The following is a 14,980-nucleotide window of genomic DNA, read 5'->3' as shown; positions in this document are numbered from 1 at the left end:
GCCCGAAGGGGCGCCCCAAAACGCGCCCGAGTAGGCGCAAAGCACAGCCGTAGCTCGGGCTACGGCGCGCATTTGCAACGCCCTCGGGCGTGTTTTGGGACGTCAAAGCGGGCATGACCAATTCCCTCTCAGCCTCTCAGGCCAGCTTGCCGTGACAATGCTTGTATTTCTTGCCGCTGCCGCAAGGGCACGGGTCGTTGCGCCCCACGCGCTGCTGGGCGGCCAAGCCGGCTTGGCCTTCGCGCGGCGGGGTCGCGGTCGTGGCATCGACGACGGTTTCGACCTCGCCGGTTTCGGTCGGCGCTGTATAGGTCACGTTGCTCACGCGTTCAGCCTGTTGCTCCAGCGCCTCGGCGGCCTGTTCGACCTGCTCGCCGGATTCGACTCGGACCGTCATCAAAACCTTGGTCACATCGTTCTTGATGGCATCGAGCATCTGGCCGAAAAGCTCGAAAGCCTCGCGCTTGTATTCCTGCTTGGGCTGCTTCTGCGCATAGCCGCGCAGGTGGATGCCCTGACGCAGGTAATCGAGCGCGCTCAAATGTTCGCGCCAATGCGTGTCGATGCTCTGAAGCAGCACGATCCGCTCGAACTGGGTGAAGTTCTCCCGCCCGATTCGCTCGACCTTGGCCTCGAACGCATCGCGCGCCGCCGTCAGCACCCGCTCGAGGATGTCCTCATCGGTGACGGCCTCGGCCGATTGCACCCAGGATTGAAGCGGCACCTCCAGTTGCCACTCTTCGGCCAAGACCCGCTCCAGGCCGGCCAGATCCCACTGCTCTTCGACCGAATCCGCCGGAACGTACTGGCGCACGAGGTCGGTGAAGCAGCCATCGCGCAAGGCCGCAATCTGCGCCGACAGATCGGTGGCGTCGAGAATGTCGTTGCGCTGCTGATAAATCACCTTGCGCTGGTCGTTCGCAACGTCGTCGTACTCCAGCAACTGCTTACGAATGTCGAAGTTGCGCCCCTCGACCTTGCGCTGGGCGCTCTCGATCGATCGGGTGACGATCCCTGCCTCGATCGCCTCGCCTTCGGGCATGTTGAGGCGATCCATGATCGCCCGCACGCGGTCGCCGGCAAAGATGCGCATCAGCGGGTCGTCGAGGCTCAGATAGAACCGCGACGAACCCGGGTCGCCCTGCCGACCGGAACGTCCGCGCAGTTGGTTGTCGATACGACGCGACTCGTGACGTTCGGTCGCAATGATCCGCAGGCCCCCGAGCGCCTTCACGCGCTCATGATCCTGCTGCCACTGCGCCCGCAGAGCCTCGATGCGCGCTTTCTTCCCCGCTTCGTCGAGCGCCGGATCGGCCTCGACCGCCTCGATCAGCTTCTCCACATTGCCGCCGAGCACGATGTCGGTACCGCGCCCCGCCATGTTGGTGGCGATGGTGATCATGCCGGGACGGCCGGCTTGAGCCACGATTTCCGCCTCGCGCGCATGCTGCTTGGCGTTGAGCACCTGGTGCGGCAAGCCTTCTTTCTGCAGCAAGTTCGAGATGATCTCCGAATTCTCGATCGAGGTCGTGCCGACCAGCACGGGCTGCCCCCGCTCGTGACACTCCCGGATGTCGGCGATCGCGGCCCGATACTTCTCCTCGGCGGTCTTGTAAACCCGGTCGAGCTGGTCGACCCGCTGGCTCGGACGGTTTGGGGGAATCACGACCGTTTCGAGGCCGTAAATCTCCTGGAACTCGTACGCCTCGGTGTCGGCCGTTCCCGTCATGCCCGCGAGCTTTTCGTACAGGCGGAAATAGTTCTGGAATGTGATCGAGGCCAGGGTTTGGTTTTCGGCCTGGATCGGCACCCCTTCCTTGGCTTCGACCGCCTGATGCAAGCCATCGCTCCAGCGACGTCCGGTCATCAATCGGCCCGTGAATTCGTCGACGATCACAACCTCGCCGTTTTGCACGACGTAATGCTGATCGCGGTGGTAGAGATGGTGCGCCCGCAACGCCGCATACAAGTGGTGCATCAGCGTGATGTTGGCCGGGTCATAGAGGCTCGCGCCTTCGGGAATCAGGCCCCGCTCGGCCAACAGCCGCTCAGCCGTCTCGTGCCCGCGCTCGGTGAGGTAGACCTGGCGGGATTTCTCGTCGACCGTGAAATCGCCCGGCTTGATCACGCCTTCGCCCGTCCTGGGGTCGGCCTCACCCTCCTGCCGCTCCAGCAGCGGGGCGATCGCGTTCATCGCCAGGTAGAGATCCGTGTGGTCCTCGGCCTGACCGCTGATGATGAGGGGCGTTCGGGCCTCGTCGATCAAGATCGAGTCCACCTCGTCCACGATCGCATAATGCAGCGGCCGCTGCACCCGGTCACGCGCCTCGTAGACCATGTTGTCCCGTAGGTAGTCGAAGCCGTACTCGTTGTTCGTACCGTAGGTGATATCGGCGTTGTAGGCCGCCTGCTTTTCCTCGCGCGACAGATGCGGCAAATTGATGCCCACAGTGAGCCCAAGAAAGCTGTACAGGCGCCCCATCCACTGAGCGTCCCGCTGCGCCAAATAGTCGTTGACGGTGACCACGTGCACCCCACGCCCGGTCAGCGCGTTCAGATAAACGGGCAAGGTGGCGGTCAAGGTTTTCCCTTCACCGGTGCGCATTTCGGCAATCTTGCCTTGATGCAGGGCGATACCGCCCATCAGCTGCACGTCGAAGTGACGCATCTTCATGACGCGCTTGGACGCCTCGCGCACGACTGCGAAGGCTTCGGGCAACAGAGCGTCGAGCGTCTCGCCCTGCTGCAGCCGCTGCTTGAACGCTTCCGTCTTGGCCTTGAGCGCATCGTCGTCCAGCCGCGCCAGCTCCGGCTCCAGCGCATTGATGCGCTCGACGGTCTTGCGATACTGCTTCAACAGTCGCTCATTGCGGCTGCCGAAAATTTTGGTCAGGAGGTTGAGGGCCATGCATACTCGACCCTGAACACCCCATCTCGGGGCTGGGCCGATCCTGTTTTGGTGAATCGTCGAAGAGGGATTGCCGGACACCGCGATGGAGCCGAGCGGCCCCGGCGGCGCCTGGGTAACGTTTCATTTTACTTCGCACCCAACGCGCATCGGCCGAGCGCATGTCGAAAGGCCAAAGGGTGCCTGGGGACGCCGGTGCGCTTGTTCAGCTTGACACGAAGAATCCAACCCATATGAGCGAATCTGTTCGTCGACACGAACCCATCCCGCTGTGGCAGGCCGCGAAAGATGAGCCCAGCCTGGCGAGCCTCGCCGCACGGGCTCAGGAATCGGGTGAACGCCTCAAAGCCATACGGGCGCTCCTTCCCGCGCCGCTGCGGTCACAAATCCAGCCCGGACCCATAGAGGGAGAAGAGTGGTGCCTGCTCGTCGCCAGCCCGGCTGCCGCGGCCAAGCTTCGCCAGCTCAGTCCAGCCCTGCTCGCGCACCTCCGTAGCCACGGCTGGTCCGTGCAGACGCTTCGAATCAAGATCATCCGGCCACGCTGAATTCGTGGCCATCGTGGCCAGACCAACCGCACCCATCCGACCGATGCGCCTAGCGGCCCGGGAATTGGTGCCGAGTGTCCGACTCGAACGGACGACCTACCGCTTACAAGGCGGTTGCTCTACCAACTGAGCTAACCCGGCTGTTGGGGCGAAAGTATAGCCAGCGCCCCATCCCCTGCTACTTGATGCGCCTCAGGGCCGGTCGAGGACCCGCCGGGGGAGGAGGCGGGCCCTTTTCATCGCCCTCGTCTGAAGCCTGCCCTGGAATCAGTTGCATCGCGGGCGGAGCGACTGCGTCCGAGGCCGCTCGCCCGGCTGGCGCGTTCGTTTCGTCTCCCGCCTCCGGCTCGGCGTCATAGACGGCAAAACCCAATCCTTCTCCAGTCTCGCGGCTGAAGAAAGCCATCACCCGCGTCGGCGGGAATCGAATGTCGCGGGGCACGCCGCCAAAACGCGCCTTGAAACAGATCCAATCGTTCCCGAGACTCAGCCCGCTGGTCGCCTCTGGCCCGATATTGAGCACGATTTGGCCGTCCTGAACATACTCGCGGGGAACCTGAACACTCGCATCCACCGCAACGACGACATGCGGTGTATGCCCCTGGTCCATCGCCCACTCATAAAGCGCGCGGAGAAGATAAGGCCGCGCACTCGGGGGGTCGAGCGTCGTCACGAGCGCCATGGGGCGATCCTCCCGATCATTTGCGCATGACCTTTTCCGACGGCGTCAGCGCCTCGATGTAGGCCGGCCGCGAAAAAATCCGCTCGGCATACTTGAGCAGCGGGGCCGCATTTTTGCTGAGCTCGATCCCGTAGTGATCCAGACGCCAGAGCAGCGGCGCAATGGCCACGTCAAGCATCGAAAAGTTCTCACCAAGCATGTATTTGTTCTTGGTAAACACCGGAGCGAGCTGAGTGAGCCGCTCACGGATGTGCTGGCGCGCCTTCTCCAAGGCCTTCTCGTTGCCTTTGTTCGTGCGATTTTCGAGCGTGGAGACGTGCGTGAACAGCTCTTTTTCGAAGTTGAGGAGAAACAGACGCACTCGGGCACGGTCGACAGGGTCGCCCGGCATCAGTTGGGGATGCGGGAAACGCTCGTCGATGTACTCGTTGATGATGTTGGATTCGTACAGAATCAAATCCCGCTCGACCAGGATCGGAACCTGTCCGTACGGGTTCATGACATTGATGTCCTCTGGCTTGTTGTAGAGATCGACGTCGCGAATCTCAAAGTCCATGCCCTTTTCGAACAGCACAAATCGGCAGCGATGAGAAAACGGACAGGTCGTCCCAGAGTACAAAACCATCATGATCAAAGATCTCCCAAAAAACTATGGCAACGCTGAATAAGTTCCCGCGATAGTGCGCGCCCGACGGCGGGAGGGGATGCGAGGCGCAAACCGCCGCCATAGCCGAAGCTATGGCGAGCATTTGCAACGACGCAGACCGCCCGCAGCCGGGATGCGCGACGCGCGAGGGACTTGTTCAGCGTTGCCCTTGAGAGGGCGACCTCACTGATCCCCTCAGCAAGGGCCACTCCAAGACGGGCACCGTCGGCGTCCGTCACCTAAAAACAGTGAATCCCAAAAACGGAATCAGCGTACATCCTTCCAGTAAGCCGCATTCAACCGCCAGGTGATCACGGTGTACACCGCCAGGAACAGCAAAACCCAAACGCCTAGGCGCACGCGCTGGTTTTGCGCCGGCTCACCCATCCACTGGAGGTAGTTCACCAGATCGGCCACTTCCCGGTCATATTGCGCCGGGGTCAACGTTCCGGGCGTCAGTTGTTCCCAGCCCTTGAAGACCTCCGCTTCATGGCCATGCTGCTCGACCTTTTGGAACACGGGTTTGCGCATGCCCTGCAATTCCCACAAGACATGCGGCATGCCCACGTTCGGGAAAGCCAGGTTGTTCCAACCCGTTGGACGGCTTTCGTCGACATAGAAGGTACGCATGTAGGTATACAGATAGTCGGCGCCCGTCCCTTGATGGCCAGCACGCGACCGTGCAATCACCGTCAGATCCGGCGGCACGGCTCCGAACCATTCCTTGGCCATCTTCGGGTCGATGTTCGCCTTCATCGTGTCCCCCACTTTTTCGGTGGTGAACATCAGGTTGTCCTTGATCTGCTGCTCGGTCAGGCCAATGTCGCGCAAGCGGTTGTAGCGCATGAACGCCGCCGAGTGGCAATTGAGGCAGTAATTGACGAACAACTTGGCGCCGTTTTGCAGCGAACCGAGATCGGTCGTGTTGACGGGCGCTTTATCCCAAGGAATGCCCCCCTCGGAAGCCTGTGCAACGCCGATCGAAGAACAGGCCAGGAAGACGGGCAACAGCCAATGCTTCAAAAATTGCTTCATGTTCGTTGACTCCTCGGCTCAATGCGGATGAAAGACCACGCGGCTGGGCACGGGCTTCGGCGTTCCCAACCGACTCCACCAGGGCATCAACAAGAAGAAGCCGAAATAGAACAAGGTGCCAATCTGAGAAATTCGCCCCCCAATGACGGACGGCGGCAAGGTGCCGAGGTAAGACAGCACGAGGAAATTCACCACGAACACAGCGTAGAGATACTTGTGCCAGGTCGGGCGATAGCGAATGGACTTCACCGGGCTGTTGTCCAGCCAAGGCAGGAAGAACAGAATCACCACACCGCCACCCATGGCGACGACACCCCAGAATTTGGCGTCGAGCACCAGCAACAAGGCCACCAAAACGGCCGCACCGGCAACCATGACGGCCTTGAGCAGCGACGACATCTTCCCTTTGAGCACTGCGAAACCGGCTGCCCCGACGACGCACGCGATCAAGACGTAGACCATCTCGGTCGTGACGGCGCGGAGCATCGAATAGAACGGCGTGAAGTACCAAACCGGTGCGATGTGCGGCGGCGTCTGGAACGGGTCGGCCGGGATGAAGTTGTTGTACTCGAGGAAGTAGCCCCCCATCTCCGGAGCAAAGAAGATCACGGCGGAAAATACCATCAAGAACACGCTGACGCCGAAGATGTCATGCACCGTGTAGTACGGATGGAAAGGAATGCCATCGAGCGGGTGGCCCTTCTCGTCTTTGGGCGCATCAGGGCCTTTGATTTCGATGCCGTCGGGGTTGTTGGAGCCCACATCATGCAGCGCCAACAGGTGCGCCACGACCAGGCCCAACAGCACCAGCGGGACCGCAATGACGTGGAAACTGAAGAAGCGGTTCAAGGTGGCATCGCCGACCACATAGTCACCACGGATGAGCAGCGCGAGATCGGGGCCGATGAAGGGAATCGCCGAGAACAGGTTCACGATCACCTGGGCGCCCCAGTAGGACATCTGCCCCCACGGCAGGAGGTAGCCCATGAAAGCCTCGGCCATGAGCGCGAGGAAGATCATGCACCCGAAGAGCCAAACCAGCTCGCGCGGCTTTCGATAGCTCCCGTACATGAGCCCGCGGAACATGTGCAGGTAAACCACGATGAAGAAAGCCGATGCCCCCGTGGAGTGCATGTAGCGGATCAGCCATCCCCAGGGCACATCACGCATGATGTACTCGACCGAGCCAAAGGCCAAAGCCGCGTCGGGCTTGTAATGCATCACGAGGAAAATGCCCGTGACGATCTGGATCACCAGCGCCAGCAGCGACAGCGACCCGAAGATGTACCAGACGTTGAAGTTTTTCGGAGCGTAGTACTCCGACATGTGGAACCGGTAGGCCTCGAAAAGTGTGGGGAAGCGGTTTTCCAGCCAATTCCCGAGCTTGGCCCCTGCGGAGGCGTTCGGCGAGATTTCCTTGAATTCAGCAGCCATATCCTCGCTCCTCAAGCCTTCTTGTCTTCACCGATCAGCAGCTTGCCGTCGGAGATGTACATGTGGGGCGGAATCTCGAGGTTGTCGGGCGCCGGCTTGTTCTTGAACACCCGCCCAGCGAGGTCGAAGGTCGAGCCGTGGCACGGGCAGAGAAAGCCGCCCTTCCAGTCATCGGGCAAAGACGGCTGAGGCCCCGTTTGAAACTTGTCCACCGGCGAGCAGCCCAGATGGGTGCAGATCCCGACCGCCACGAACACTTCGGGCTTGATCGCCCGCACAGGGTTCTGGCAGTAAGCGGGCTGCATGGGGCGCTTCGATTGAGGGTCGACGAGCTGACTGTCGAGCTTGGGCAATTCGGCGAGCATCTCCGGCGTGCGCCGCAAAATCCAGACCGGTTTCCCCCGCCACTCGACGGTCATGCGCTCGCCGGGCTTGAGGTTGGAAATGTCGGCTTCGACGGCGGCACCGGCTGCCTTGGCGCGTTCGGAAGGCTGGAAACTGCTCACGAACGGTACGGCAACCGCAACGCCACCGACCGCACTGGCGCAGCCCGTAGCGATGAGCCACGTCCGCTTGCTGCTGTCAACGGGGGTGTCACTCATTGGAATCCTCTGTGGGATATGGTCGATACATGGTCCGTCTCGGATTGTATCTGAGCCCCTTTTCAGCCCTTCCTCCACGCCTCTTCAGCCTTTGACCCAGGTCAGCAATTGCGTATGCTGAGCCCTCCAGCAACAACCGAAGGGGTTTTCATGTCGATGATTTCAGAGTTCAAAGAGTTCGCACTCAAAGGCAACGTGATGGATCTTGCGGTCGGGGTCATCATCGGGGGCGCGTTCGGGAAGATCGTCGATTCGCTGGTGGGTGACGTCATCATGCCGCTCGTCAGCGCCGTCGTTGGGAAGATCGATTTTTCCAATCTTTTCATCGTGTTGGGCCAAGTGCCAGCGGGAACACCCACGACGCTCGATGCGCTCAAAAAGGCGGGCGTCCCGGTGCTGGCTTATGGCAATTTCATCACCGTCGCCGTCAATTTCCTGATCCTTGCGTTCGTGATCTTCCTCATGATCAAACAGGTGAACCGGCTCAAACGCGCAGCGCCCCCGGCCCCACCCGCGGCACCCGCGCCCACGCCCGAAGACGTGTTGCTGCTGCGGGAGATTCGCGACGCACTGAAGAAATAGTTCACGCTTTTTTATGGCGCGAGGGACAGCTTCAGCGTTGCCCAAGAACTCGCGCCTGGCGAACCGCCGCGATGAGGCTGCGCGGGTCTGCCTGACCCGATCCGGCGAGATCAAACGCGGTGCCGTGGTCGGGGCTGGTGCGCACGAGCGGCAGACCCAAGGTCACGTTGACCCCCTGGTCGAGCCCGAGGTACTTCACCGGAATCAGACCCTGGTCGTGGTACATCGCGATCACGGCATCGAAGGCGCCCTGGCGTGCGCGCATGAAGACGGTGTCGGGCGCGTACGGGCCATGCACATCGAGTCCGCGCGCCCGAGCCGCCGCGACTGCCGGGGCGATGATGTCCAACTCCTCGCGGCCGAACCGCCCGCCCTCGCCGGCATGTGGATTGAGCCCCGCGACCGCGAGGCGCGGGCTGCGACCGAGCATCGCCCGCAAGGCGGTATCAGCAATCTGCAGGGTCTGCTCGATGTTCGGGCCTGTCACCCGTGCAATGGCCTCGCGCAGGCTGACGTGGATGCTCAGCAACACCACCCTCAGTTCGTCGTTGGCGAGCATCATGCGCACGGGCATTTCGGCCAGGGGGCGACCGGCCCAGGCTGCGGCCTCGGCCTGAAGCATCTCGGTGTGCCCTGGGTACGGCACCCCGGCCGCTGCCAAGGCTTCCTTGTGCACGGGCGCCGTGACGATGCCCGCGACTTCGCCGCGCAAAGCGGCCCGGGCCGCCCACACGATCCAGCTCGCCGCGAGGCGCCCAGCTTCCGCCTGAACCTGACCGTAGGCCAATTCGGGCGCTGGCGGGCCCACTTGCAACACCGGGATGCAGCGTGGCGGCACCGATGCCGCTTCCGCTGCCGAATCGAGCACCAGGACGGGTGGCGCGATTCCCGCCGGCCCCGCGATGACTCGGGCGGCCCGGCGCATCACGCCCACGTCGCCAACGACGAAGCTGTTGGCGAGATCTTCAGGTGCCTGCAGATAGGCCTTGACGATGATTTCCGGGCCTATGCCCGCGGGATCTCCTGCCGTGATCGCCAGTGGCCGCTGCGGTGCGTTCGGAGTAGGCATCGAGGCTGCTCCTCAAGCGGGGTTGTCGATGTCGATGAACCGGTGCTCCAGGCCATGCAGCGCGGCAACGGCTGCAGCCACCGCCGGCGCCCCGTAGCGCTCGGTCGCATGATGACCGCAAGCCAGGTAGGCGACGCCCGTTTCGCGCGCCAGATGGGCCTGCGGCTCGGAAATTTCCCCGGTGACGAAAACCTGGGCGCCGGCCGCGATGGCCGCTTCGAAGTACGCCTGGGCCCCACCGGTGCACCAGGCCACGCGCTCGATCGGCTCATCGTGCGGCAACACGGCCGTCACGCAGCGAGCCAGCGTTCGCTCGAGGTGTTGCGCCAGGTCTTGCGCGCGCCAAGGCTGCGCTGCGGTGGTCCATCGACCGATGCAGCCCAGGTCCTGCTCGCCGAACCGGCCCGTGATCGTCCAACCGAGCTGCCGGGCGAGCTGCGCGTTGTTGCCGAGATCGGAATGCGCATCGAGCGGCAGATGGTAGGCGTAGAGATTGATTTCATGCCGCAACAAGAGCGCCAAGCGTTGTCGCAGCCAACCGGTCACACGCCCGTCCTGTCCGCGCCAGAACAAGCCATGATGCACGAAGATGGCATCGGCATCGGCTTCGATGGCGGCTTCGATCAGCGCGCGGCTTGCGGTGACGCCCGACACGATCCGTCGCACGATGGGCCGCCCTTCGACCTGAAGTCCGTTCGGGCCGTAGTCGCGAAAGCGCGCTGGCTCGAGCAGGCGGTCGAACTCGAGCGCGAGGCGGTCGCGGTCGATGGAACCGGCCGCGGTGGAACCGGGGGTATGGGCTGTGGAATCCGTCATGCGCACATTGTCGGCCAAGCGCGTCGGCCGAAGCGCGGGCGCCAAGAACTGCACGCCTACAATGGGCCCGCACCCATGTGGGTGTCGCATGCTTTGATGGATCTTCCCTGGAAATGAAACGACTGTGGCTGGTGTTTTCGCAAACGGTGACGGTGGCGCTGGCGCTGGCGTTCGTCGTCTCGACGCTCAAGCCGCACTGGATGCAGTGGCCGCTGCGCGCATCAGGAGGATCGATTTCGGTGGTCGAAGCGCCCCCTGCACCCGCGACCGAAGCGCCGCCCGGCAGCCTGCGCGGCGCCGCCCGAGCCGCGTCGCCGGCGGTCGTGAGCATCAGCACCAGCAAGGCGCCGAAGCCCAGCTCCCACCGTGGCGACCCCTGGTTCCGATTTTTCTTTGGCGAGCGCGAATCCCAGCCGCAAGTGGGCCTAGGCAGCGGCGTCATCGTGAGCGACGCGGGCTATCTGCTGACGAACAACCATGTGATCGAAGGGGCGGACGAGATCGAAGTCGCGCTCGCCGATGGCCGGCGCGCGCCCGCCCGCGTGATCGGGACCGATCCGGATACCGATCTGGCCGTGCTGAAAATCACGCTCGATCGTCTGCCAGCCATCACGCTGGGGCAGTCCGAGTCGCTGGCCGTCGGCGACATCGTGCTGGCCATCGGCAATCCTTTTGGCGTCGGGCAAACGGTGACCGCCGGTATCGTGAGCGCGCTGGGGCGCAGCCAGCTCGGGCTCAATACGTTTGAGAACTTCATACAGACCGACGCGGCGATCAACCCCGGCAACTCGGGCGGTGCGCTGGTCGATGTGCATGGCCGCCTGATGGGAATCAACACCGCGATCTACTCGCGCAGCGGCGGAAACCTCGGCATCGGGTTTGCCATTCCCGTCTCCACCGCGCGCGAGGTCATGGAAGCCATCGTGCGCGAGGGCCATGTGACGCGCGGCTGGATCGGCGTGGAGCCGAGCGAACTGAGTGCCGAGCTCGCACAAGGCCTGGGCCTCGAGCCGGGCAGCGGCGTGCTGGTCACCGGGGTGTTGCAAGACGGCCCTGCCGCGCGCGCAGGCATACAGCCCGGCGATGTGATTCTGCGGGTGGAGGGCAAGCCGGTCCGGCAAGTGGCGGAGCTGCTGAGCGCGGTGTCGGCCCTGCGGCCGGGCCAGCCGGCGCGCCTGAGCCTGTGGCGGCGCGGGCAAACGCTGGAGATGTCCCTCACCCCCGGAACCCGGCCACCGCGGCCCGCGGAGTGAGTCAAGCCTCCTCGGAGGGCGGCTGCGTGTGCTTGATGAATACCTTCGCGGCCCAGATGCCCAACTCATAGAGCAGGATCATCGGAATGGCCAGCGCCAGCTGTGACACGACGTCCGGCGGCGTCACGATGGCCGCAATGATGAACGCCAGAACCACGAAGTACGAGCGAAACGCTTTGAGCTTTTCGATCTCGACGATGCCCAGGCGCGCGAGAACCACGACCGCTACGGGAACCTCGAAGGCAACGCCAAAAGCGAGGAACATGGTGAGCACGAAGCTCAGGTAGGCCTCGATGTCGGGCGCTGCCGTAATCGACTTGGGCGCGAAGCTTTGGATGACCTTGAAAACCTGTCCGAAGACGAAAAAGTAGCAAAACGCCACGCCGATCAGAAACAGTATGGTGCTCGAGATCACGAGCGGCAGCACCAGCTTTTTTTCGTGCGTGTAGAGACCCGGTGCAACGAAGGCCCAGATCTGATAGAGCACGAACGGCAACGCCAGCAGAAAGCCCGTCATCAGCAGGATCTTCAGCGGCACCATGAACGGCGAAATCACCGAAGTGGCGATCAGCGTCGTGCCTTTGGGCAGGTGCGCCACGAGCGGCGCCGCCAGCATGTCGTAGAGCGGGCCGGGGCCAGGATAAATCGCGAGGATGCCGACCGCGACGGCAATGGCCAGCATGGCTTTGATCAGCCGGTCGCGCAGTTCCATCAGGTGCGCAACGAAAGGCTGCTCCGTGCCGGCGAGTTCGTCTTCGGGCTCTTGTTTGGGATCAGACATCGGGACGTGGAGGCCTCAGGGAAGGCATGGGCATGGCCGAACGCGGCAGCGGCCCAAGAACGAGGCTCAGTTGAATGGACGCGGGCGGTAACGGGCGACCCGCGCAGCCCCCGATTGGACATGCGTGCGAACGCCCGCGCGAGCTTTGTACCACTGCGGCACGGCACCCCGCTTGAGTCGCCAGTTTTTCTTCGGGCGGGGGCTCGAGGTGTTGCTCGAGCCGCTGGACCAGGAGCTGCCCTCGGTGGAGGGCACGACGGTGTCCGACGTGAGGCCAGCCGTCGCCTCGCTCCACTGCTGCTCGAACTCGGTCGCGGTGCTGTGCACCGTCTGTTCGATGTCACGGGCCGAGGTTTCGACGGTCTCCTTGAGCTTCTTGAGCTCTTCGAGTTCCATCGAGCGGTTGACCTCGGCCTTGACGTCTGCGACGTAGCGCTGGGCCTTGCCGATGAGCGTGCCCACGGTGCGGGCCACCCGCGGCAGCTTTTCAGGCCCGATGACGATGAGGGCCACGGCGCCGATGAGCGCGAGCTTGGAGATGCCGAGATCGATCACGGGACGCGCGAGGGTCGGGGCGTGTCAGGACTTGCTTTTGGCGTCGACGTCGATGGTGGTCTTCTCGGACGCGGCCGCGTTCGTGACCTGGCCTGCGGGGGCAGCGGGCTTGTCTTCCGAAGACCCACCCTCACGCATGCCGTCCTTGAAGCCCTTGACCGCGCTGCCGAGGTCGGAGCCGATGTTCTTGAGCTTCTTCGTGCCAAACACCATCACGACGATCAACAGCACGATCAGCCAGTGCCAGATGGAAAACGAACCCATGGAAACCTCCTAACGAAGAAGCGGGATTCTAGTCCGAGCGCGCACCGGCACACGACGCCGCACGGTGCAATCACCCTTTGAGCCAAGGTCTCGGCCCACCCATGACATGGAGATGCAGGTGGTGCACCTCTTGCCCGCCCTCGGCGCCGGTGTTGACCACGATGCGAAAGCCGCCTTCGGGGTAGGGGCGGCAGCCCTGCTCGAGCGCGAGCCGGGGCGCGAGCACCATCATGCGGCCCATGAGCGCCTGGTCGGCCTCGGTGACCTGCGCCATGGAGGCAATGTGCCGCTTGGGCACCATCAGGAAATGCACCGGCGCCCAGGGCGCAATGTCGTGGAAGGCGAGGAGTTCGTCGTCCTCGTAGACCTTGCGGGAGGGGATCTGGCCGGCAATGATCTTGCAGAAGATGCAGTTCGGGTCGTGGTCGTTCATGGCGGTCTGTGGATCGACGGTCATTCGACGGGCAATTCCTTGTTCATGCGCACCATGCCGAGCACGATGCGGTAGAGGAACCAAATCGAGATCAAGCCCCAGGCGATCATGCCGGGAAACAAAAACAGAAAAAACAGCGGGAAGGTCAGCACATAGAGCGCGCCGACCCAGAACACCGTGCGGATGCGCCAGCGAAAGTGCGAGGCGAGCCAAGTACCCTCGGCGTCGCTCTGCTTGACCAGGTCGAGGATGAGCGCAATCAGCAGCACGCCCACCCCGACCTGCGCGCCCGGCAGCACCGCGGCCACGGCCACGATGAGGTGCAAGATGTAGCTGATCCAGCTGACGGTGCGCAGCGAATCGAGTTCGAGGTCGTCGGTTCGGGGGTCGGTCATTCGCCTGCTCCTTCGCGGTTGAGTGCCTTGCGCAAGGCTTTTTCCTCGATGCCGCTCGTGCCTTCGCGGCGTTGCAGTTCGGCGACCACGTCGGCGGGACGCAGGCCGAAATGCGCCAGCGCGATCATGCAGTGAAACCACAGATCGGCCACTTCGTAGACGATTTTCCCCGCGTCGCCGCCATGCTCGGCGTCTTTGGCGGCCATGACGACCTCGGTGGCCTCTTCCCCGACCTTTTTCAAAAACGCATCCGGTCCCTTGGCCAGCAGCCGCGCGACATAGCTCGCCTGCGGGTCGCCGCCGCGCGCGGGCAGGCGGCTTTCGATCACATCGGCCAGGCGCTCGAGCACGTCGGCGGTGGTGGGCGTGGGGCTCATCGGTAAATCGACTCCGGGTCTTTGAGCACGGGTTCGACCACCTTCCAGGCGCCGTCCTCGTAGCGGTTGAAAAAGCAGCTGTGGCGGCCGGTGTGGCAGGCAATGCCGGGCTCGTGGCCGGTTTGCGTCACCTTGAGCAGGATCACGTCGTGATCGCAGTCGAGGCGGATTTCATGCACGGTTTGCACATGGCCCGATTCCTCGCCCTTGAACCAGAGCTTGTCGCGCGAGCGGCTGAAGTACACCGCGCGGCCGAGTTCGGCGGTCTTCTGCAGCGCCTCACGGTTCATCCAGGCGAACATGAGCACGTCACCCGTCGCCACCTCCTGCGCGATGACGGGCACCAAACCTTGCGCATCCCATTTCACTTCGTCGAGCCAGTTCATGGGTGGATTGTCGGGCATCTGGATTCGCTCCCATTTTGCGAGCACGAAACGACCGTTTGACGCTGGGATACCGCCAAAAAACCCAAAAAAAACGATCCCCTCAGCCTCTCAGATCCGTACCGTGATGCCGCGCTCGGCCATGCGCGCTTTGGCTTGGGCTACGGTGTATTCACCGTAGTGGAAGATGCTGGCGGCCAGCACCGCGTCGGCGTGG

18 protein-coding genes, 1 tRNA gene and 1 pseudogene are annotated in these 14,980 nt (G+C 63.1%); 3 read left to right on the top strand and 17 right to left on the bottom strand.

Annotated features, from left to right (window positions below):
• Positions 1 to 136: 136 nt before the first annotated feature.
• On the bottom strand, positions 137 to 2,908 hold the full coding sequence (secA, locus tag JHC36_RS06335) for a preprotein translocase subunit SecA (protein ID WP_287917220.1): 2,772 nt from the start codon (positions 2,906 to 2,908) through the stop codon (positions 137 to 139).
• A 233-nt stretch (positions 2,909 to 3,141) separates the two neighbouring features.
• On the opposite strand from secA, the gene JHC36_RS06330 reads away from it, so the two are divergent.
• Complete coding sequence (locus tag JHC36_RS06330) at positions 3,142 to 3,456, top strand: DciA family protein (protein ID WP_287917217.1); 315 nt, start codon at positions 3,142 to 3,144, stop codon at positions 3,454 to 3,456.
• A 65-nt stretch (positions 3,457 to 3,521) separates the two neighbouring features.
• Here JHC36_RS06330 and JHC36_RS06325 read toward each other — a convergent pair.
• The 6 genes from JHC36_RS06325 to petA all read right to left on the bottom strand — a co-directional run bounded on the left by JHC36_RS06325 (position 3,522) and on the right by petA (position 7,855).
• Positions 3,522 to 3,597 (bottom strand) — tRNA-Thr (locus JHC36_RS06325).
• 37 nt (positions 3,598 to 3,634) lie between these two features.
• Positions 3,635 to 4,129, bottom strand: coding sequence for a ClpXP protease specificity-enhancing factor (locus JHC36_RS06320; protein WP_503006929.1), 495 nt, complete (start codon positions 4,127 to 4,129; stop codon positions 3,635 to 3,637).
• 25 nt (positions 4,130 to 4,154) lie between these two features.
• Entirely contained in the window at positions 4,155 to 4,766 is a 612-nt protein-coding gene (locus JHC36_RS06315) for a glutathione S-transferase N-terminal domain-containing protein (protein WP_124223792.1), read from the bottom strand.
• 285 nt (positions 4,767 to 5,051) lie between these two features.
• Positions 5,052 to 5,819, bottom strand: a complete 768-nt coding sequence (locus JHC36_RS06310; RefSeq protein ID WP_287917210.1) for a cytochrome c1 — start codon at positions 5,817 to 5,819, stop codon at positions 5,052 to 5,054.
• Positions 5,820 to 5,837: 18 nt separating this feature from the next.
• Positions 5,838 to 7,253, bottom strand: coding sequence for a cytochrome b (locus tag JHC36_RS06305; RefSeq protein WP_287917207.1), 1,416 nt, complete (start codon positions 7,251 to 7,253; stop codon positions 5,838 to 5,840).
• 11 nt (positions 7,254 to 7,264) lie between these two features.
• The gene (gene petA, locus JHC36_RS06300) at positions 7,265 to 7,855 is read right to left on the bottom strand and encodes a ubiquinol-cytochrome c reductase iron-sulfur subunit (protein WP_287917204.1); all 591 of its coding nucleotides are present in this window, start codon (positions 7,853 to 7,855) and stop codon (positions 7,265 to 7,267) included.
• 150 nt (positions 7,856 to 8,005) lie between these two features.
• Between petA and mscL the strand changes: the two genes are divergently transcribed.
• Positions 8,006 to 8,437, top strand: coding sequence for a large conductance mechanosensitive channel protein MscL (mscL, locus tag JHC36_RS06295; RefSeq protein ID WP_287917202.1), 432 nt, complete (start codon positions 8,006 to 8,008; stop codon positions 8,435 to 8,437).
• A 31-nt stretch (positions 8,438 to 8,468) separates the two neighbouring features.
• Here mscL and pdxA read toward each other — a convergent pair whose 3' ends face one another.
• Together pdxA and JHC36_RS06285 are read right to left on the bottom strand one after the other, a co-directional pair.
• A complete protein-coding gene (gene pdxA / locus JHC36_RS06290) occupies positions 8,469 to 9,506 on the bottom strand; it encodes a 4-hydroxythreonine-4-phosphate dehydrogenase PdxA (RefSeq protein WP_287917200.1) in 1,038 nt (345 codons plus the stop codon).
• A gap of 12 nt (positions 9,507 to 9,518) precedes the next feature.
• On the bottom strand, positions 9,519 to 10,322 hold the full coding sequence (locus JHC36_RS06285; RefSeq protein ID WP_287917197.1) for a Nif3-like dinuclear metal center hexameric protein: 804 nt from the start codon (positions 10,320 to 10,322) through the stop codon (positions 9,519 to 9,521).
• Between the two features lie 113 nt (positions 10,323 to 10,435).
• Here JHC36_RS06285 and JHC36_RS06280 point away from each other — a divergent pair, with 113 nt between their 5' ends.
• Positions 10,436 to 11,575: a trypsin-like peptidase domain-containing protein gene (locus tag JHC36_RS06280; RefSeq protein WP_287917194.1), complete on the top strand. Its 1,140-nt coding sequence runs from the start codon at positions 10,436 to 10,438 to the stop codon at positions 11,573 to 11,575.
• Position 11,576: 1 nt separating this feature from the next.
• Here the strand turns inward: JHC36_RS06280 and tatC are convergent, their stop codons facing one another.
• From tatC to JHC36_RS06240, 8 genes and pseudogenes are all read right to left on the bottom strand, one after another.
• The gene (tatC, locus tag JHC36_RS06275) at positions 11,577 to 12,356 is read right to left on the bottom strand and encodes a twin-arginine translocase subunit TatC (RefSeq protein WP_287917191.1); all 780 of its coding nucleotides are present in this window, start codon (positions 12,354 to 12,356) and stop codon (positions 11,577 to 11,579) included.
• Between the two features lie 66 nt (positions 12,357 to 12,422).
• Positions 12,423 to 12,911, bottom strand: coding sequence for a Sec-independent protein translocase protein TatB (tatB, locus tag JHC36_RS06270; protein ID WP_287917188.1), 489 nt, complete (start codon positions 12,909 to 12,911; stop codon positions 12,423 to 12,425).
• 24 nt (positions 12,912 to 12,935) lie between these two features.
• Entirely contained in the window at positions 12,936 to 13,175 is a 240-nt protein-coding gene (tatA, locus tag JHC36_RS06265) for a Sec-independent protein translocase subunit TatA (protein ID WP_124222069.1), read from the bottom strand.
• A gap of 70 nt (positions 13,176 to 13,245) precedes the next feature.
• Entirely contained in the window at positions 13,246 to 13,608 is a 363-nt protein-coding gene (locus JHC36_RS06260) for a histidine triad nucleotide-binding protein (protein ID WP_287917245.1), read from the bottom strand.
• Positions 13,609 to 13,628: 20 nt separating this feature from the next.
• Positions 13,629 to 14,003, bottom strand: coding sequence for a DUF4870 family protein (locus JHC36_RS06255; protein WP_287917184.1), 375 nt, complete (start codon positions 14,001 to 14,003; stop codon positions 13,629 to 13,631).
• Positions 14,000 to 14,380, bottom strand: a complete 381-nt coding sequence (locus tag JHC36_RS06250) for a phosphoribosyl-ATP diphosphatase (RefSeq protein WP_287917182.1) — start codon at positions 14,378 to 14,380, stop codon at positions 14,000 to 14,002. Before JHC36_RS06250 ends, JHC36_RS06255 begins: the two co-directional genes overlap by 4 nt.
• Positions 14,377 to 14,766 (bottom strand): phosphoribosyl-AMP cyclohydrolase, encoded by a 390-nt coding sequence (gene hisI / locus JHC36_RS06245; RefSeq protein ID WP_287917179.1) that lies wholly within the window; start codon positions 14,764 to 14,766, stop codon positions 14,377 to 14,379. Before hisI ends, JHC36_RS06250 begins: the two co-directional genes overlap by 4 nt.
• 108 nt (positions 14,767 to 14,874) lie before the next feature.
• Positions 14,875 to 14,980, bottom strand: a pseudogene (locus JHC36_RS06240) (imidazole glycerol phosphate synthase subunit HisF); the annotation flags it as partial.

This window comes from Tibeticola sp., from assembly GCF_022759015.1.
GTDB classification, from domain to species: domain Bacteria; phylum Pseudomonadota; class Gammaproteobacteria; order Burkholderiales; family Burkholderiaceae_C; genus Tibeticola; species Tibeticola sediminis.
The sequence above is the reverse complement of the archived record's forward strand: the minus strand, read 5'-3'. Positions and strand labels throughout refer to the sequence as shown.